This window comes from Pseudarthrobacter sp. KH_020_B, from assembly GCF_057840185.1.
Map to the genome: position 1 here is coordinate 4064037 of NZ_CM174506.1, position 17744 is coordinate 4081780.

A 17744-nucleotide genomic window follows, 5' to 3' on the forward strand; every position below is an offset into this window, starting at 1 on the left:
TCCTCTTTCAGGACGGGTTTTTTGACGGTGGGATCAGTGGGTGCTGGCGACGGCGATTGACTCGCCGTCGACGTCGTCGAGCCGCTGCCTGCGGTCCGAGATGACGTAGTAGACCACCGCGGCGATGCCGGCCGCGACGAACCACGCGAACGGGGCGGCCGATTCCAGTGCCGGAACAAAGGCGATCAGGAGTGCAATGGCCGCAGCAGGCACCATGGCGATTATGGCCCGGGGGTTGTAACCCTTTTTGTAGTAGTAGGCACCTGCCGGGTCCTCGGAGTAGAGCTCAAGGACATTAACCTTGCCGCGGCGCAGCAGCCAGTAGTCGGCCATCACCACGCCGAACAGCGGGCCGAGCAGTGCACCAAGTCCGCCCAGGAAGTACACGATCACCAGCGGGTTGTTGTACAGGTTCCACGGCAGTATGATCAGGCCGATGGTGCCGCTGACCCAGGCCGCCTTGCGGAAGTTCAGGTGCTTCGGGAAGAGGTTGGTCAGGGCATAGACCGGGGCCACAAAGTTGGCCATCAGGTTCACGGCGATGGTCAGGATCAGCAGTGCAAGGCAGGCCAGGACAAGGAACAGGGTGTTCGGGATGGTCTGGACGATGTCCGACGGGCTCTGGATAACTGTGCCGTTGATCTTGAACTGTCCACCGGCCATGACCACCACGATTGCGCCGAAGAGGAGCATGTTGATGGGGATGCCCCAGAAGTTGCCGCGCACTACGGCCTGCTTGGAGACGGCGGACCGGGTGAAGTCGCAGAAGTTCAGGACGAACGTTCCGTAGATGGCCACCCACAGGGCACCGCCAGCAAAGATGGTGCGCCACATGTCGCCGCCTTCGAGGGCGTTGTCCCCGGCCCAGGCGATGGAGCCACCGGCTTCGACGAAGATCCAGACTGCGATGGCCGCCATGGTGACCAGGATGATGGGGCCGGCGAAGGCCTCATACTTGCGGATCATCTCCATGCCGAAACTGACGATGACCAGCTGGACGATCCAGAGGGACACAAACGAAACCCAGCCCAGCGTGGACAGGCCGAGGATGGAGTTGGTGTCCAGCTCCCGCAGCGACGGAACCATGGCCACAAGCATGACCCTGAGCACCACGGACGCGAGGTAGGTCTGGATGCCGAACCAGGCCACGGCCACCGCCCCGCGCAGGAGGCTGGCGATCTGGGCGCCCCTGATGCCGAAGCTGATCCGGCTCATGACAGGGAACGGGACGCCGGTCTTGACGCCCATAAAGCCGGACAGGCTAAGGAGCGCAAACAGCAGGACGGCGCCGACTCCCAGGGCGAGAAGGATCTGCCAGCCTCCCAGCCCGAGGGCGAAGAGCCCGATGGCAAAGGCGTAGTTGCCAAGGCTGTGGACGTCATTGGCCCACAGGGTGAAAATGCTGTAGCCGGTCCAGCGGCGACCTTCCCGCTTCGTCGGGGCAAGGTCGATGTTGTAGAGGGTGGGGCTGATGGTGCGGCCGGAGGCGACGCTGGCTGCATCGCACAGCGCGTCGACACCCACGGAGGGGTGGGCTGCTTTGCCCAGGTCAACTGCTGTCTCGGGTTCCGAGTCGACGTCGGTCAACGGTGGTGTTTGCATCGTTATCTCACTTCTTGAAGATGTCTTCCATGTGTTCCGCAGTGGGATTGCCGGAAGCCACCGGCAGGAGCGCCATTGCTTCATTTCCATAATGCGGAATATGGGTATCGAGTAGTGGAATAACGGTATGACCTGGATCACGCATCAGTCAAGGGGGTCGCCGGAACACGGCCGGTCACAAACGGTCAGCAACGGTTTTAGCGGGAGAGGACCGGACCTCCTTCCTTCAGACCCAGGTAGATCTTGTCCCGCGAGATCGGCAGCTCAGCGAACCGGACCCCCGTGGCGTTTCGGATGGCATTGGCCAGAGCCGGGGCCACCGGGTTGAACGGGCTTTCGCTCATGGATTTCGCCCCGAGCGGGCCCATCTGGTCGTTGGTGGAGGCGAAATAGACCTCGCTGCGCGGCACGTCCGCGAAGGACGGGATGTGGTACTGCCGCAGGATGTCCGTGGTGACCCGGCCGGCGTCGTCCACGCGGACCTCCTCATACAGTGCGGCGCCCAGCGCCTGCGCGATTCCTCCTTCGATCTGGCCGCGGCACTGCCGCGGATTAACTACCACGCCGGCGTCGGCTGCCTGCACGCTCTGCAGGATCCGCAGCTCCCCCGTGCCGGTGTTGACCGCTACCCGGAAGCCGTGGACGTTGAACGCCACCGATCGCGGGGTCCCGTCCCAGTTGCCCTCGACGGCGAGCTGCACGCCCTGGTGCCGTGCGGCGTCGTGGATTTCCGCCAGCGGAACCCGCCGCCCGGCGCAGTCCACGCCGCCGTCGTCGAGCAAGCATTCGGTCTCCGGAACGCCGGTCAGCGCCGCCGCGACGGTGATGATCCGGGAGGCGAGCCCGGTGGCCGCCAGCAGCGTGGCCTTGCCGGCAACCACCGTGCCGGCCGAGCCGAACGCGCCGGTATCATGCTGCACGAGGTCGGTATCGGACTGCCGGACGGCAACCTTGCCCGCCGTCGTGGAGAGCGCCGTCGCGGCGAGCTGCGCGTGCACCGTAGTGGTGCCGTTGCCGAACTCGGCGGTCCCGACGTCGGCCGCGAACGTGCCGTCCGGAAGCAGGCTCACGCGGGTGTGGGCGAAGTGGCCGCGGGGCGGGACGGTGTCGATCATGGACAGCGCGGCGCCTTGGCCGGTGACCCAGCCCGGGCCGAGGTCATCGAGGCCGGCGTCGCGGTAGCGCTGCTTGCCACGGTCCAGGGCATCGCGCACCAGGGAGATGCACTGGTCCAGGCCGTAGCTGCCGTAGTGCACGTCCTCCTCGGGTTCGGGCGTGGTGGAGAGCATGTCATCACCTTCGCGCACCATGTTCCGGCGCCGGAATTCCAGCGGATCCATGCCGATGCCGACGGCCAGCTCATCAATAGCCGACTCGATCGCGAAGATCATCTGGCTCAGCCCGTAGCCGCGGAACGCCCCGGCCGGAACGGTGTTGGTGTAGACCGCGTGCGCGTCCACCTTCTTGTTGGCGCACTTGTACACGGCCAGCGATTCGCCGCAGCCGTGGAACATAACACCGGGCGCGTGGTTGCCGTACGCGCCCGTGTTGGTGACCACGTCCAGCTGGAGCGCGGTGAGGAGCCCGTCCTTGCTGGCGCCCGCCCTGAGGTTGATGGTGAAGGGATGCCGGGTGGTGGTGGCTGTGAACTGCTCCGTGCGGGTGAACTCCACCTGCACGGGCCGGCGCAGCGTGAGCGTGGCGAGGGCCACGAGGTCCTCGGTGAGCACTTCCTGCTTGCCGCCGAAGCCGCCGCCCACGCGTCCGGCCACCACGCGGATGCGCTCCTCCGGCAGGTCGAACACCCGGCCCAGCGTACGCCGGGCCAGGAACGGGACCTGGCTGGAGGTGCGGACCACGAGGCGGTCTTCCTCGTCGAGCCACGCAATGGCGGCGTGCGTTTCCATGGCGACGTGCTGGACGCGCTGGGTCCGGTACGTGTGCTCGTGGATGAAGTCGGCGGCGGCGAAACCATCCGCCACGCTGCCAAGCTCCGAGTGCAGTTCGGCCACCACGTTCTGCCGCGGGCGCGAGATCCTGGCCTTCACGGCGTCCTTGTCCCCGTGCAGGGCCGGGGCACCGGGGAGCATGGCGACCTGCGGGCTGAAGACAGTGTCCAGCAGCTCGTATTCCACCTGCAGGGCGCGGGCCCCGGCCTCGGCGGCTCCCACCGATTCGGCCACGACCGCGGCGACCCGCTGGCCGATGAACCGCACCACGTCGTCCAGCACGCGGGTGTCGTCGGGATCGTCCGTGTAGAGCTCGTGCTGGGCGGTGGAGAAGTGCTGCGCCGGGGCGTCCTCATGCGTGAAGACCGCGACGACGCCGGGCACCTGCAGCGCGGCCGTCTTGTCGATGGAGACAATCCGCGCGTGGGCGTGGGGTGAGTGGAGCAGCTTCAGGTGCAGCAGGCCCTCCAGCTCTTCGGCCGGGACATCGAGGGTGTAGCGGGCAGTGCCGGTGACGACGGCGAGGCCCGCCGGGGCGGGCACGTTGTCGCCAAGCTGCCCGGCCCGGGACGCCGTGGTGCCGGCGGCGGTGTTGCTCGCGGCGGTGGTGCCGGCCGCCGTGGTCCCGGCTGCGGAAGCCGGACGGACCGCGCTACCTGGCGCGCCGCCGTCGTGCGTGTGGTTCCCGCACACGGCGTCGGCGATGGAACGGTAGCCGGTGCAGCGGCAGAGGTTGCCCTTGAGGCTGCGGGGCAGGTTGGCCTTCTGTTCGTCGTCGAAGGTGGCTGCGGTCATCATCATGCCGGCCGTGCAGAAGCCGCATTGGAAGCCCTGTTCGGCCAGGAACTGCTCCTGCACGGGGTGCAGCGCACCGCCCTGCGCGAGCCCTTCGATGGTGGTGACTGCCTTGCCCTCGGCGCGGACGGCCGGGTAGATGCAGCTGTGCACGGGGGTGCCATCCACGTGGACGGTGCAGGCACCGCAGTCGCCGCCGTCGCAGCCCTTCTTGACGCCGAAGTTGCCCTGTTCGCGCAGGAACGTCCGCAGGCACTGGCCGGGGCGGGGGGTGGCCGGGGTGGCGGTGCCGTTGATTTCGATTGCCATGCTCAGGCCTCCTTCTGCTGCTGGTTCTGTGTGGTTTGGGGTTGCGCGCTCGGCTGCGGCGACAAAGCGTGCGGCCGGCCGGCCCAGAAATCGCCCGACACCGTGAGCCGTTCCTCCAGCAGTTCCGCCCGGATTTCTTCCGCGAGCCGGAGGGTCATGTCCTGGCGCCACTCGGGCAGCCCGTGGATGTCGTCGTGGTACAGCTCCGCAGGGATGGCCTTTCCGACGGCGGCCGCAAGGGCCGCGGGGCCAGGCATCTTGGCGGCGGTGAACCGCAGCTGCACGGGGCGTTTGGTGGCGGCGGTGACAGTGATGACCAGGCCGCCGTCGGCCTCCCGCCTGCCGATCAGCAGCACCCCGGACCGGCCGAGGTTGCTGAGCGAGAGCCGCCGGAAGGCCACCTTGGACGACAATGACGACGCCGGCAAGTGGATGCTGCGCAGGAGCTCGCCGGGTGCCAGGCTGTTTTGCCCGTCCCCGGTGATGAACATGGCCACCGGGACCGTGCGGCTGCTGCCGCCGGGGCCGAGGATGGTGGCGGTGGCGTCCAGTCCTGCGCAGAGCGAAATCATGGGCCCGGCCGGGAGCGAGGTGCACAGGTTGCCGCCCACGGTGGACATGTTCCAGACCTTGAAGGATGCCACGAAGGAGTCGCAGCATGGACGGAACAAGTCCAGGCCCGGCCACTCCCTGCCGGCAACTTCTTCGGCGGCGGGCAGGGCGTAGAGCTCCGCGACGGTGCACGTAGCGGCCAGTTCAATCCCGGCGTCGCTCACGGCCACGGCGGGCCAGCCGGCCTGGCCCAGGTCCAGAAGCCGCTTCAGAACAGTACTGCCGTAGGAGAACAGGACCGTGCCGCCGGCCAGCCAGGCATCGCCGTCGCGCCAGTCGGCGGGGTCCGTGGTGGGGACGACGGCCTCGATGGTGTTCATGTCCATGGGTCCTCCTGGCGGGGATCGTGCGTGCGTGGTTCGTGCGTGGGGCGGGGTTCGTGGTGGTGGATGGGGCCGCTGCCGTCCTTGAGCGAGGATGCCCTGAGCGGAGACAGCGTGGCCTGGCTGTGTCCGGCCCGGCCGCGAGAGGCGAGGATCTCGGCGGTGATCGATACGGCCACTTCGGCGGGAGTCACGGCCCCCAGATCCAGCCCGATCGGCGAATGCAGCCGTCCCAGCGCTTCGGCCGGCGTGCCGTCCGCGAGCAGCGCGTCGATCCGCTGGCGGTGGCTGCGGCGGGAACCCATCGCACCCACATAGGCGAGGCCCAGGCCAAGCGCGGTCTCCAGCAGCGGGATGTCGAACTTGGGGTCATGGGTCAGCACGCACACCACGGTTCGTCCGTCCACGCGGCCCGCCGCTGCCTCGGTTTCGAGGTAGCGGTGCGGCCAGTCAGTGACCACCTGGTCCGCCCCGGCGAAGCGGCCTTGGGTGGCGAACGCCGGCCGGGCGTCGCACAGGGTGACGTTGTAGCCCAGCAGTTGTCCGGCCGGGAGCAGGGCGGCGCCAAAGTCGTTGGCACCGAAGATCAGCATCCGGGCGGCCGGGAGCCGGCTTTCCACCAACAGCGTGATGGGCTCGGGCTGCGTTTCCGCCTGCGGGGGCAAAGCCAACCGCTCAGTAGTGACCCAGCCGTCGATGCATCCCTCGGGCGGTGCCAGGCGAACCAAGCCGGCGCGGCCACCTTGGAGCAGCGGCTCTACTTGGGCCGCGGCGGCGAAGAGCGTGGAAGGGTGGTCGCCCACCAGCTTGGCCAGTTCCTCCGATTCCATGGCGCGGAAACGGACAGGATCATTGACCACCATGACTCCTCCGCCGGCATCGAGCCGGCGGATCAGGGCCGCAGGGCGTTGAGTTTCAGCAAACACAGAAAGTTCGGGCGCACCAACCCCGAGCGGCTGGATGTGGACTTCCAGCTCTCCCCCGCAGGTGAGTCCGACGGCGAACGCGTCCTCGGCGCTGTAGCCAAAAGACTCAAGGCGCGGACCGCCGTCGCGCATTGCTTCCAGTGCCGCCTCCACAACGGCGCCCTCAACGCAGCCTCCGGACAAGCTGCCCAGAATCTCGCCATGTTCGGAGACCATCATGGAGGTCCCCATAGGCCGCGGCACGGAGCCGCCGGTTCCCACGATCGTGGCCACAGCGCAGCGGTGGCCAGAGACCGCAGGCCGCCAACTGCCCAGTGAAGGCATCAGATCCAGCATGGCAACACGTCCTTATTCCAGGTGTCCCGGCCAGATGGCCCGGCCGGAGCAGTGCGCGATCTTGCCCCCATGTTCTCATTTTCCTGAGGATGCGGAGGGAGTCGCGGCAAATCAATCAGTAGGTTCATACAGCGGGGCAACACCCCCGGGCGGCCGCCCGCCGTCGTACTTCTCGTAAGAGGACCACGACGGCGGACGCCTGTTCGTGCGGTGAGGCTTCGGGCTACGCGCCCATCAGGGCGTTAATGGGTCCCCGGGCGAAGTAGATGATGAAGCCCGCGGTGACCACCCACATGAGCGGATGGACCTTCCTGGCCCGGCCGGATGCCGCACTGATGACCGCGAAGGAGATGAATCCGACGCCGATGCCGTTGGCGATCGAGTAGGTCAGCGGCATGGTGACGATGGTCAGGAAGGCCGGGAGTGCGATCGAGAACCTGCTGAACTTGATCTCGCGGATCTGTGCCATCATCATGGCGCCCACCACCACCAGGGCGGAGGCTGCAACCTCGAGCGGTACCACGGACGTGAGCGGCGTAAAGAACATCGAGCCCAGGAACAGCACGCCGGTGACCACGGAGGCCAGGCCGGTGCGGGCGCCTTCGCCAATGCCGGCCGCGGAATCGATGTAGACGGTGTTGGACGAGCCGGACGTTCCGCCGCCCACCACTGCGCCCATGCCTTCGACGATGAAGGCGGACTTCAGCCTGGGGAACGTGCCGTCCTTGTGCGCCACACCGGCGCTCTTGGCGAGGCCGGTCATGGTGCCCATGGCGTCGAAGAAGTTGGTGAACACGAGGGTGAACACCAGCATGGTGGCCGCCAGACCGCCGATCCTCGAGAACGAGCCGAAGAGATCGAACTGGCCCACCAGGCTGAAGTCCGGGGCGGACACCAGCTGGCCGGAGAGCACCGGCGTGTTGAGATGCCAGCCGCCGGGGTTGTCGGCGCTGCCGGGACCGATATGCATAACGGCCTCGACGACGGCGGCGAGGACGGTGGTGGCGACGATTCCGATCAGGAGGCCACCTTGGATCTTGCGGGCCACGAGGATGCCCATGACCAGCAGCCCGACGATGAAGACGAGCGTGGGGATGGAGGTGATGGAGCCGTCATTGCCGAGCTGGACCGGCGGGCCGCCCTTGGTGGCGCGGACGAACCCGGAATCCACAAAGCCGATGAAGGCGATGAACAGGCCGATGCCAACGGTGATGGCGGCCTTGAGTTCCTTGGGGACTGCCTTGAAGATCGCTGTCCGGGCACCCGTGGCGCCGAAGAGGACAATCAGGACGCCGTTGATGACCACCAGGCCCATGGCTTCGGGCCACGTGACGTCCTGGATAACGGCGACGGCCAGGAACGAGTTGATGCCCAGGCCGGCGGCGAGCCCGAACGGCAGGTTCGCGACGAGGCCGAACACGATGGTCATGACGCCGGCGGTGAGCCCGGTAACGGCCCCCACCTGCGCTGCCGGGAGCCAGCCGCCTGCGACGTCCGTGGGGGCGTTCTCGGCCGAGAAGCCGCCCAGGATCAGGGGGTTGAGGATCACGATGTAGGCCATCGTGAAGAACGTGACGATGCCGCCGCGGAATTCGCGGGCCAGCGTGGAGCCACGCTTGGTGATCTGGAAGAAGCTATCCAGGAAGGATTTCGACGCCGGGGGCCGGGGTGCCGCCGTGTGCTCTGCGCCTTCGGGCGCAGCCTGCTTTTCAGCTGCGGTTCGCATTTCTGCGGGGTCCAGGATTGTCATGTCAGTCACCGGATCCTAGTAGTCAATCCTGGAATCGAGCGTGTTCCAGGTGTTGAACGGTTCCAGGATGGCGGGCGCCTGGGGGTCGCCCAGTTCCAGCTTGGTGACCGGCATCAGTGCATCCCGGTCCTCGTTCTCGAAGAACTCGTAGAAGACCGCGTCGTCGAAGCCCACGGAGGCGGCGTCGTGCCGGTCGGCGGCGAAGACCACGTTGCCGATCCGTGCCCACAGGGCCGAGGCCAGGCACATGGGGCAGGGCTCGCAGCTGGTGAAGAGGGTGGCTCCGCTGAGATCGAACGTGCCGAGTTCGCGGCAGGCATTGCGGATGGCGGTGACCTCGGCGTGGGCCGTGGGGTCGTTCGTGGCGGTGACGCGGTTGACGCCCTCGAAGGCTTGTCCGTCCGCGGTGACGATGACGGCGCCGAACGGGCCGCCGCTGTTCAGGACGTTGGCTGTTGCCAGTTTTATGGATGCGGCCAGAAAATGTTCGGCCGTGACGGTTGTACTCATTTTTGCGACTTCCTTAGTGGCAAGGAAGCCCAGTAACCCGACGGGGACGCGCCAGTGATACGGCTACCAGGCTTCAGCATGTGCTTTTGAAGGTTCGCCTGGTAGATAGCTTCCCGGAGTCCGGGTGCCCGCCTTTGGCAAGATCGAGATTAGCACCGGACCTGTGATCAGCGCCATAGTTTCTGGAAACTTAATTTCGTGATGTGAAATCCGCGTTCTCGGATCGGTCACATTGACGCGCTTCCGCGTGCGTCCTACGCTGAATCCCAACGGCCGCCCCTGGGGAGGCCGGCAACCTGGATCAGCAGACAGGGCCTAACTGAGCTGTAACGCATCTGTTGCCGACCAGAAGAGGAACCCTCATGGCCCACCCGCAAATCCCGCCCCTGTCCCCGTCCAGGCTCTGGATCAAGAACCCGCTCGCCGCTTTCACCGCCAATGCGCTCGACGCCGGCGGCGGCATCGTGGTCAGCGGCGGCATCATCGCCGAGCTGGTTCCGACCGGCGGGCAGCCGTCCGCTCCCTGTTCCTCCGTCTTCGATGCTTCCGCGCACGTCCTGCTGCCGGGCCTGATCAACACGCACCACCACTTCTACCAAACCCTCACGCGCGCCTGGGGTCCTGTGGCCAACGCCCCGCTGTTCCCGTGGCTGCAGAACCTCTACCCGGTGTGGGCGCGCCTGACTCCCGGCAGCCTGGAACTCGCGGTCAAAGTGGCCCTCGCCGAACTGCTGCTCTCCGGCTGCACCACGGCAGCCGACCACCACTACCTGTTCCCCGCGGGTCTTGAGGACGCGATCGACGTGGAGGTCGGCGTCGTACGCGAACTGGGCATGCGGGCCACCCTCACGCGCGGCTCCATGACCTTGGGAACGGACGACGGCGGCCTGCCGCCGCAGTCCACCGTCCAGCGGCCGGAGGTCATCCTGGCGGACAGCGAACGCCTCATTTCGAAGTACCACGAGCGCGGCGACGGCGCCGTCATCCAGATTGCCCTGGCCCCGTGTTCGCCGTTCTCGGTGACCAAGGAAATCATGGCCGAGAGCGCCTTGATGGCAGAGCGGCTCGACGTTCGGCTGCACACGCACCTCGCCGAATCCATTGACGAGGAAGACTTCTGCCAGTCGATGTTCGGCCTGCGCACCGTGGACTACCTGGACAGCGTCGGCTGGCTGGGCAACCGGACCTGGCTGGGCCACGGCATCCACTTCGACGACGACGAGATCGCCCGGCTGGGAGCCGCGGGCACCGCCGTCGCGCACTGCCCGACGTCGAACATGCGGCTCGCGTCCGGCACCGCGCGAGTGCTGGAACTCGAGGCCGCCGGGGTGCCGGTGGGGCTGGGCGTGGACGGATCGGCGTCGAACGATGCCTCCAACATGATCCTGGAAGCCCGGCAGGCGCTGTATCTGCAGCGGCTGCGTTACGGCGCTTCCGTTCCCGTGGAGCGCGCGCTTGGCTGGGCGACCCGGGGATCCGCCGCGGTCCTGGGGCGCACCGACATTGGCCAGCTGGCGCCGGGAATGCAGGCCGACCTGGCCCTCTTCCGCCTCGACGAGCTGCGCTTCTCCGGCAGCCACGATCCGGTGGCGGCACTGCTGCTGTGCGGGGCGGACCGCGCGGACCGGGTGATGGTTGGCGGGCAGTGGCGCGTGGTGGACGGGGCCATTGTGGGCTTGGACGTCGCCGGGCTCGTCGCGGCCCACTCGGCTGCGGCACGGAAGCTGGTGAACGGCTAGGCCGTCCGCCCCGTCGCCCTCTCCCTCCCGGCCACCGCCTCCCCACCCCCCCCGTTTCGATGGTTCCCTGCCGACTCGATGGTTCGAACCATCGCGTGCGCCGGGAACCATCGAAACGGCCGCTGGCTAGCCTGCATTTCGGAGGGCCCGCAGGACGCGCATCTTGAACTCGTGCTCCTGGAACAGGTGTTGCCACTTGATCCGGATGAATGTCCACCCCTCCTCGGTCAGCGCCTTTTCACGTTGCCGCTCCTTGTAGATGACCTCGTCGGTGGGCTCGTAATCGAAGTACTTCACCTTTCCGTCGAATTCCAGTGCCACCTTCTTCTCCCGCCAAGCGAAGTCCAGCCGGTACTGGCCTTCCGGCCACCAGGCGACCACCTGGAGCTCGGGCGGTTCAATGCAGAGTCGGTGAATCAGCTCCCGCGTCAACGTCTCGCCGGGTGACTCCGACCGCGCGTCGGCGTTCTCAACGGCTCGACGCAACGTCCGAACGCCGTTGCGTCCCGTCAACGAAGCACTCATCCGACGGATTTTCTCCAGGTCAGCACCCATCCTGAGGGCATGATCCATCAACACCAAGGCCTGCCTGTAGGTCAGCATGAGGCAGCAATCCACCACGGTGCGCTCCAGCGAGGTGCAGGGCATGCCGTCCACGAAGACAATGTCCGCTGTCTGCAGCGCCCTGGTATGGGCAACTACGTCGCGACCATGGGAAGTGCGCGACGGAGCCGACTCCTGGGTGACGTGCACACAATCGTCAACGTCCCACAGGTACAACCGGTGGAGGCGGGCAGCCGAGGTGTGGCTGTAGACGAAGCCGCCGCCCGACGTCGTGAGCGTTCCGTGGGCGTGCGCGGCGATCAGTTGCCGGCTGCGCACCCACGGTTTTTGCGCCGCCCACGTGCTGCCGCGGATGTAACAACCTCGGCGGAGCCGGACCAAGTCGCCGGCCCGCACTAGGGACGCTACCTTGCGGGCATTGATCCCGGATTCCTGCAGCTCTCCGGTTCGCCACAGGTCCATTCCGGTGGGCAGCCTGCGGTCAGGCGTCTTCGTCAACGGCGCGTTGTTCGTCATGGGACAAGCCTCGGACGGCGCCACCAGCCGACGACAGACCGAGTTCGTCCTATGTGGATAACGCCGGAATCGCTGGTTCCCTGCGCACTCGATGGTTCCAACCACCGAGTGCGCAGGGAACCATCGAATCGGCATCAGCCCAAGGTTCCCTGTCCGAGCTTGCGAGGAGAGGGGGCTGCTGGGGATGGACTCTTAGGGACGCAGCCGGCCGAATACCGGGAGCGCGCGCATCCAGCGGGAGAACCCGCCTGCACGGTCACAGTCGGCCGGAATGTAGAAGTCGGGATCCGTGGCGCCGAACGGCAGGTACAGCTCCTGGCCGGGGGCCGGGAAATCCACGACGTTGTTCTTATCCTTCGAGTCCATCTGTTCCTCCTCGTTCTTGCTGCTTGGCTTTTCCGCACTTCGGAAAACTTTTATTGTTATGTGGAAATACTATGGGGTCCCCGAAGTGGACGTCAAGACCCCGCGGCAGGGACTCACGCGCTGCCGGTCACAATCGGAAAGTACATAACAATTCCCGGGAAGTGATGTACACCACCGGCCTGAGTGGGCTACGCTTTTTTCACTTCGTGGCGCAGGTCACGTAACCTGGGAGCAGCAGGCAGGGTCGTAATGAGCTGGCATCAATGGATGCCGGCTCTTTTTTGTTGGGTCGGCTCCACCAGAAACGCGTTGGAAATACGCGCTTAATTTCGTTGGTGGACCTTAGAGGTTCCACCTCGTAGAAGTTGGGATATGACCATGAGCAACAAAATCGTCCTCGGCGACAACCAGTACGGCAAGGCAGAAGTCCGCGTCGTCAAAGTCACCCGCGACACCGACCGCCACCAGATCGAAGACCTGAACGTCACCTCGCAGCTGCGCGGCGATTTCGAGGCTGCGCACCTGCAGGGCGACAACGCCCACGTCGTCGCCACGGACACCCAGAAGAACACCATCTACGCCTTCGCCCGTGAGGGTATCGGCTCCCCCGAGGCCTTCCTACTTCGCCTCAGCGAGCACTTCACGTCAGGCTTCGAGTGGGTTACGGGCGGCCGCTGGGAAGCCGAGTCCTACACCTGGGACCGCATTCAGGCGCACGGCTCCGAACACGACCACAGCTTTGTCCGCAACGGGCAGGAAGTCCGCACCGCCGTCGTGGTCCGGGACGGCAGCACGACGCACGTGATCTCCGGGCTCAAGGACCTGACCGTCCTGAAGACCACCCAGTCCGGCTTTGTGGGCTACCCGCGCGATAAGTACACCACCCTGCCGGAGACCACGGACCGCATCCTGGCCACGGATGTTTCCGCCCGCTGGCGCTACAGCACGGGCCTGGACCACACGGCCACGGACTTCAACAAGAGCTACGAGGACATCAAGGCGCTGCTCCTGGAGGGCTTCACGGAGGACTACTCGCACGCCCTGCAGCAGACCCTGTTCGACATGGGCAAGAAGGTCCTGGAGGCACACGGCGAAGTGGACGAGATCAAGTTCTCGATGCCCAACAAGCACCACTTCCTGGTTGACCTCAGCCCGTTCGGGCTCGACAACCCCAACGAGGTCTTCTACGCCGCGGACCGCCCCTACGGCCTGATCGAGGCCACGGTCCAGCGCGAAAACTCAGGCAAGGCCCCCGCCGCCTGGAACGGCATCGCCGGCTTCTGCTAACCCCTCAGGTTCCCGCCCAACTGGCTCGCAGTAAGTGTCGTTTTGGAGCGTCAAAACGACATCAAATGCGAGTCAGTTGGGCACCCGCGCCCCAAAGCCCCAATTGTTAGCCAGACATTGTTAGCCAGACGAAGGCGTCTGCCATGAACCAAGAAAGTCTGCCATGAACAGCAAGAAGAATTCCCGCCCCGCGTCGACCAGTTCCGCGGCCCGCCCCGAGGACAAGCGCCTCCCCATCGGAAGCACGTTCGCGTACGGCTTCCAGCACGTTTTGACCATGTATGGCGGCATCATCGCCCCGCCGCTTATCATCGGAGCCGCGGCCGGCATGTCCGCCTCGGACATCGGCCTGCTCATTGCGGCCTGCCTGTTTGTCGGCGGCCTCGCCACCATCCTGCAGACCGTGGGCATCCCGTTCTTTGGATCGCAACTGCCGCTGGTGCAGGGCGTCTCGTTCGCTGGCGTCTCCACGATGGTGGCGATCGTGCAGGGCGGGGGCGGCATCCAGGCCGTCTTCGGCTCGGTCATTGTGGCGTCCCTGATCGGCCTTGCCATCACGCCGCTCTTCTCCAAAATCATCAAGTTCTTCCCGCCCGTGGTCACCGGCACGGTCATCACCACGATTGGCCTGACCCTCATGCCGGTCGCCGCGAACTGGGCCATGGGCGGCAACGCCAAGGCCGAGAACTACGGGAGCGTTGCCAACATCGGCCTCGCCGCGGCCACCATGGGCGTTGTCCTGCTGCTGAGCAAGGTGGGCAACGCCGCCATCTCCCGCCTGTCCATCCTGCTCGCCATGGTGATCGGCACCTTGATCGCATTGTTCACCGGCATGGCGGATTTCTCCAAAGTGGGCCAGGGCGACGTCGTCGCCTTCCCCACCCCGTTCGCCTTTGGCCTCCCGACCTTTGAGATTGCGGCCATCATTTCGATGCTGATTGTCATCCTGGTGACGCTCACCGAGACCTCGGCGGACATCATCGCCGTCGGCGAGATCGTGGACACCAAGGTGGACTCACGCCGCATCGGCGACGGCCTGCGTGCAGACATGCTCTCAAGCGCCATCTCGCCGCTGTTCAATTCGTTCACCCAGAGCGCCTTCGCCCAGAACGTGGGCCTCGTGGCCATCACGGGTATCAAGAGCCGCTTCGTGGTGAGCGCCGGCGGGCTCATCCTGGTGATCCTGGGGCTGCTGCCCATCCTCGGCCGAGTGGTCGCAGCGGTTCCGACCCCCGTCCTGGGCGGCGCCGGCGTCGTACTCTTTGGCACGGTGGCCGCCAGCGGCATCCGCACGCTCGCCAAGGTGGAGTACAAAAACAACATGAACCTGGTCATCGTGGCCGCATCGATCGGCTTTGGCATGATCCCGATTGCGGCCCCGAAGTTCTACGACCAGTTCCCGTCCTGGTTCTCCACCATCTTCCACTCGGGCATCAGCTCGGCCGCCATCATGGCCATCCTGCTGAACATGCTCTTCAACCACCTCAAGGCCGGCAACTCGGAGAACCAGTCAGTGTTCGTGGCCGGCACGGGCCGTGTGGTCGCCGAGGCTGACCTGAAGTGCCTTGCCGACGGCGACCACTTCGAGGGCGGCAAGCTGATCGACGCCGAGGGCAAGGAAGTCCCGGTGGAGTCGTCGTCGAAGCCTGACCACTAGCATCACCACCCCCTCGTCCCGGCCGAACGAACACTTGAGGCCCCGGAATCCGCAGATTCCGGGGCCTCAAGTGTCCGTTCGCGCTAGGAGCGTGCAGAGGGAAGGACGACGGCGGGACGCGTCAGTTCTGGTTGAGCTCCGCCGAGATGGCCATCGCGGCCTTGCGCAGCAGCGGCACGGCACGGTCGGCGAAGCTCTGGTCCACGCGGCTGATCGGCCCCGACACCGAGATGGCGGCCGGGGTGGGCGCGTTGGGCACGGCCATCGCGAAGCAGCGCACGCCGAGCTCCTGCTCTTCCTCGTCGATGGAGTAGCCGCGTTCGCGGATCAGCTTGAGGTCGGCCAGGAGGGAATCGATGTCGCCGATGCTCTTGGCCGTGGGGGTGGGCATGCCGGTGCGGGAGACGATGCCGCGGACCACGTCGTCGTCCAGCTGGGCCAGGATCGCCTTGCCGACGCCGGTGTCGTGCGTGTGGGCGCGGCGGCCCACCTCTGTGAACATGCGCATGGAGTGCATGGACGGCACCTGGGCCACGTAGATGACCATGTCCGAATCCAGCACGGCCATGTTGGAGGTTTCGCCGAGGCGCTCCACGAGGTTCTTCAGCTGCGGGCGGGCCACGGCGCCCAGCTGCTTGCTGGCACCTTCGCCGAGCCGGATCAGCCGGGGGCCGAGTGCGTAGCGGCGATTGGGCAGCTGGCGGATGTAGCCAAGCGAGACCAAGGTGCGCAGCAGGCGGTGGATGGTGGGCAGTGGCAGGTCCGTGGAGGACGAGAGCTCGCTGAGCGTCACGTCTCCGCCCGCGTCTGTGATGAGTTCCAGCAGTTCGAAGACGCGCTCGACGGACTGCACGCCTCCGGAGGCTTTTTCAGCCATTCCGTTGTCTCCTAGTGGCTCAGATTCTGACAACTCTTATCCACATCGTGAAAAGAGTTGCTTAGAACACTCAACATACAGCACAACCGCGCCCTAAGCGATGCCCCCAAACATGACTGTCAGGGGGTTGCATTTCCACTTCGCAGATAATAATATCCATAATACGAAAACATTTGGTTGCATAAGCGGTCCGGAAACGGACCCCACGAGGAGGAAATTCAATGGCGAACCCGAGCCCCGGAAATTCGATCACCCTGCGCGTCGCAGCGCCGTCGAGCTTCACCGCCACCAGCGAACTGGCAGCTGCCGTCGCAGCGGCCGGCGCAGCCGTCACCGCCCTGGATGTGACCGAGTCCCATCACGACACCTTGGTTGTGGACGTCACCTGCAACACCACCGACGACGAGCACGCTGTCCGCGTCAAGGACGCCCTGAACGCGCTCGACGGCGTCACGGTTCAGCACGTCTCGGACCGCACCTTCCTCATGCACCTCGGCGGCAAGCTCGAGGTGGTCCCCAAGGTAGCCCTGCGCAACCGCGACGACCTCTCCCGCGCCTACACACCCGGCGTCGCCCGCGTCTGCCTCGCCATCGCGGAGGACCCGGCAGCAGCCCGCAACCTGACCGTCAAGCGCAACACCATCGCCGTCCTCACCGACGGTTCGGCTGTCCTGGGCCTGGGCAACATCGGCCCGGCCGCGGCCCTGCCCGTGATGGAAGGCAAGGCCGCGCTGTTCAAGCAGTTCGCCAACGTCGACGCCTGGCCGGTCTGCCTGGACACCCAGGACACCGAGGAGATCATCATGATCGCCAAGGCCATGGCCCCCGTCTACGGCGGCATCAACCTCGAGGACATTGCAGCGCCGCGCTGCTTCGAAATTGAGAAGCGCCTGCGCGATGAACTCGACATCCCCGTCTTCCACGACGACCAGCACGGCACCGCGATCGTCACCCTGGCAGCCCTCGTCAACGCCCTGCGCGTGGTGGACAAGAAGCTCTCCGAGGTCAAGATTGTTGTCTCGGGCGTGGGCGCCGCAGGCTCGGCCATCATCCAGCTCCTCAAGGCCCAGGGCGCGCAGCACATCGTTGCCGCCGGCCGCGCCGGCGCCATCCACTCGGGCGAGCAGTACGACGACGAGCACCGCGCCTGGATTGCCGCGAACACCAACGAGGAGGGCTTCTCCGGAACCCTGCACGACGCGCTCAAGGGTGCCGACGTCTTCATCGGCGTCAGCGCCCCGCACGTGATCGGCGAAGAGCAGGTCGCCGCCATGGCCGAGAACGCGATCGTGTTCGCCATGGCCAACCCGACGCCGGAGATCGACCCCGTCATCGCGGCCAAGCACGCCGCCGTGGTGGCCACGGGCCGCAGCGATTTCCCCAACCAGATCAACAACGTCCTGGCCTTCCCGGGCTTCTTCCGCGGCCTGCTCGACGCCGGCGCGAGCGACATCACGCCGGAGATGCTGGTGGCCGCCGCAGACGCGATTGCCAACCGGGTAGCTGACGACGAGCTCAACGCGAGCTACATTATCCCCAGCGTCTTCGATCCTCATGTCGCCGCCGATGTGGCTGCCGCAGTGGCAGGCGCAGCTCACGCCGCCCGCGCTCTCTAGAAAAGGACTT

General features: G+C 66.1%; 13 protein-coding genes. 4 read left to right on the forward strand and 9 right to left on the reverse strand.

Annotation, left to right across the window (positions count from 1 at the left end):
* Window positions 1–33: 33 nt before the first annotated feature.
* From AC3IT0_RS18955 to AC3IT0_RS18980, 6 genes are all read right to left on the reverse strand, one after another.
* The gene (locus AC3IT0_RS18955; RefSeq protein ID WP_489321203.1) at window positions 34–1602 is read right to left on the reverse strand and encodes an NCS1 family nucleobase:cation symporter-1; all 1569 of its coding nucleotides are present in this window, start codon (window positions 1600–1602) and stop codon (window positions 34–36) included.
* A 197-nt stretch (window positions 1603–1799) separates the two neighbouring features.
* The gene (locus AC3IT0_RS18960; protein WP_489321204.1) at window positions 1800–4655 is read right to left on the reverse strand and encodes a molybdopterin-dependent oxidoreductase; all 2856 of its coding nucleotides are present in this window, start codon (window positions 4653–4655) and stop codon (window positions 1800–1802) included.
* Between the two features lie 2 nt (window positions 4656–4657).
* A complete protein-coding gene (locus AC3IT0_RS18965) occupies window positions 4658–5593 on the reverse strand; it encodes an FAD binding domain-containing protein (protein ID WP_489321205.1) in 936 nt (311 codons plus the stop codon).
* Complete coding sequence (locus AC3IT0_RS18970; RefSeq protein ID WP_489321206.1) at window positions 5584–6852, reverse strand: XdhC family protein; 1269 nt, start codon at window positions 6850–6852, stop codon at window positions 5584–5586. Before AC3IT0_RS18970 ends, AC3IT0_RS18965 begins: the two co-directional genes overlap by 10 nt.
* Before the next feature lie 223 nt (window positions 6853–7075).
* A complete protein-coding gene (locus tag AC3IT0_RS18975; protein ID WP_489323848.1) occupies window positions 7076–8602 on the reverse strand; it encodes an NCS2 family permease in 1527 nt (508 codons plus the stop codon).
* Between the two features lie 15 nt (window positions 8603–8617).
* The gene (locus tag AC3IT0_RS18980; protein ID WP_489321207.1) at window positions 8618–9112 is read right to left on the reverse strand and encodes a nucleoside deaminase; all 495 of its coding nucleotides are present in this window, start codon (window positions 9110–9112) and stop codon (window positions 8618–8620) included.
* Between the two features lie 362 nt (window positions 9113–9474).
* On the opposite strand from AC3IT0_RS18980, the gene AC3IT0_RS18985 reads away from it, so the two are divergent.
* Window positions 9475–10851, forward strand: coding sequence for an 8-oxoguanine deaminase (locus tag AC3IT0_RS18985; protein WP_489321208.1), 1377 nt, complete (start codon window positions 9475–9477; stop codon window positions 10849–10851).
* A gap of 126 nt (window positions 10852–10977) precedes the next feature.
* On the opposite strand, the gene AC3IT0_RS18990 is transcribed toward AC3IT0_RS18985, so the two are convergent.
* Complete coding sequence (locus AC3IT0_RS18990) at window positions 10978–11931, reverse strand: type IV toxin-antitoxin system AbiEi family antitoxin domain-containing protein (RefSeq protein WP_489321209.1); 954 nt, start codon at window positions 11929–11931, stop codon at window positions 10978–10980.
* 192 nt (window positions 11932–12123) lie between these two features.
* On the reverse strand, window positions 12124–12297 hold the full coding sequence (locus AC3IT0_RS18995; protein WP_489321210.1) for a hypothetical protein: 174 nt from the start codon (window positions 12295–12297) through the stop codon (window positions 12124–12126).
* Window positions 12298–12669: 372 nt separating this feature from the next.
* Here AC3IT0_RS18995 and pucL point away from each other — a divergent pair, with 372 nt between their 5' ends.
* Together pucL and AC3IT0_RS19005 are read left to right on the forward strand one after the other, a co-directional pair.
* Window positions 12670–13584, forward strand: coding sequence for a factor-independent urate hydroxylase (pucL, locus tag AC3IT0_RS19000; protein WP_489321211.1), 915 nt, complete (start codon window positions 12670–12672; stop codon window positions 13582–13584).
* 163 nt (window positions 13585–13747) lie between these two features.
* Window positions 13748–15241, forward strand: coding sequence for a nucleobase:cation symporter-2 family protein (locus AC3IT0_RS19005; RefSeq protein WP_489321212.1), 1494 nt, complete (start codon window positions 13748–13750; stop codon window positions 15239–15241).
* 121 nt (window positions 15242–15362) lie between these two features.
* Here AC3IT0_RS19005 and AC3IT0_RS19010 read toward each other — a convergent pair whose 3' ends face one another.
* Window positions 15363–16118 carry an IclR family transcriptional regulator gene (locus tag AC3IT0_RS19010; RefSeq protein WP_489321213.1) on the reverse strand — a complete coding sequence of 252 codons (756 nt, stop codon included), beginning with the start codon at window positions 16116–16118 and terminating at the stop codon, window positions 15363–15365.
* A gap of 221 nt (window positions 16119–16339) precedes the next feature.
* Here AC3IT0_RS19010 and AC3IT0_RS19015 point away from each other — a divergent pair, with 221 nt between their 5' ends.
* On the forward strand, window positions 16340–17734 hold the full coding sequence (locus AC3IT0_RS19015) for an NAD-dependent malic enzyme (RefSeq protein ID WP_489321214.1): 1395 nt from the start codon (window positions 16340–16342) through the stop codon (window positions 17732–17734).
* Window positions 17735–17744 lie beyond the last annotated feature (10 nt).

Excerpts from the sequence above, each read along its gene's own strand:
- AC3IT0_RS18955 (WP_489321203.1), bottom strand. The coding sequence starts at position 1,602 with ATGCAAACACCACCGTTGACCGACGTCGACTCGGAACCCGAGACAGCA.
- AC3IT0_RS18960 (WP_489321204.1), bottom strand. The coding sequence starts at position 4,655 with ATGGCAATCGAAATCAACGGCACCGCCACCCCGGCCACCCCCCGCCCC.
- AC3IT0_RS18965 (WP_489321205.1), bottom strand. The coding sequence starts at position 5,593 with ATGGACATGAACACCATCGAGGCCGTCGTCCCCACCACGGACCCCGCC.
- AC3IT0_RS18970 (WP_489321206.1), bottom strand. The coding sequence starts at position 6,852 with ATGCTGGATCTGATGCCTTCACTGGGCAGTTGGCGGCCTGCGGTCTCT.
- AC3IT0_RS18975 (WP_489323848.1), bottom strand. The coding sequence starts at position 8,602 with ATGACAATCCTGGACCCCGCAGAAATGCGAACCGCAGCTGAAAAGCAG.
- AC3IT0_RS18980 (WP_489321207.1), bottom strand. The coding sequence starts at position 9,112 with ATGAGTACAACCGTCACGGCCGAACATTTTCTGGCCGCATCCATAAAA.
- AC3IT0_RS18985 (WP_489321208.1), top strand. The coding sequence starts at position 9,475 with ATGGCCCACCCGCAAATCCCGCCCCTGTCCCCGTCCAGGCTCTGGATC.
- AC3IT0_RS18990 (WP_489321209.1), bottom strand. The coding sequence starts at position 11,931 with ATGACGAACAACGCGCCGTTGACGAAGACGCCTGACCGCAGGCTGCCC.
- AC3IT0_RS18995 (WP_489321210.1), bottom strand. The coding sequence starts at position 12,297 with ATGGACTCGAAGGATAAGAACAACGTCGTGGATTTCCCGGCCCCCGGC.
- pucL (WP_489321211.1), top strand. The coding sequence starts at position 12,670 with ATGACCATGAGCAACAAAATCGTCCTCGGCGACAACCAGTACGGCAAG.
- AC3IT0_RS19005 (WP_489321212.1), top strand. The coding sequence starts at position 13,748 with ATGAACAGCAAGAAGAATTCCCGCCCCGCGTCGACCAGTTCCGCGGCC.
- AC3IT0_RS19010 (WP_489321213.1), bottom strand. The coding sequence starts at position 16,118 with ATGGCTGAAAAAGCCTCCGGAGGCGTGCAGTCCGTCGAGCGCGTCTTC.
- AC3IT0_RS19015 (WP_489321214.1), top strand. The coding sequence starts at position 16,340 with ATGGCGAACCCGAGCCCCGGAAATTCGATCACCCTGCGCGTCGCAGCG.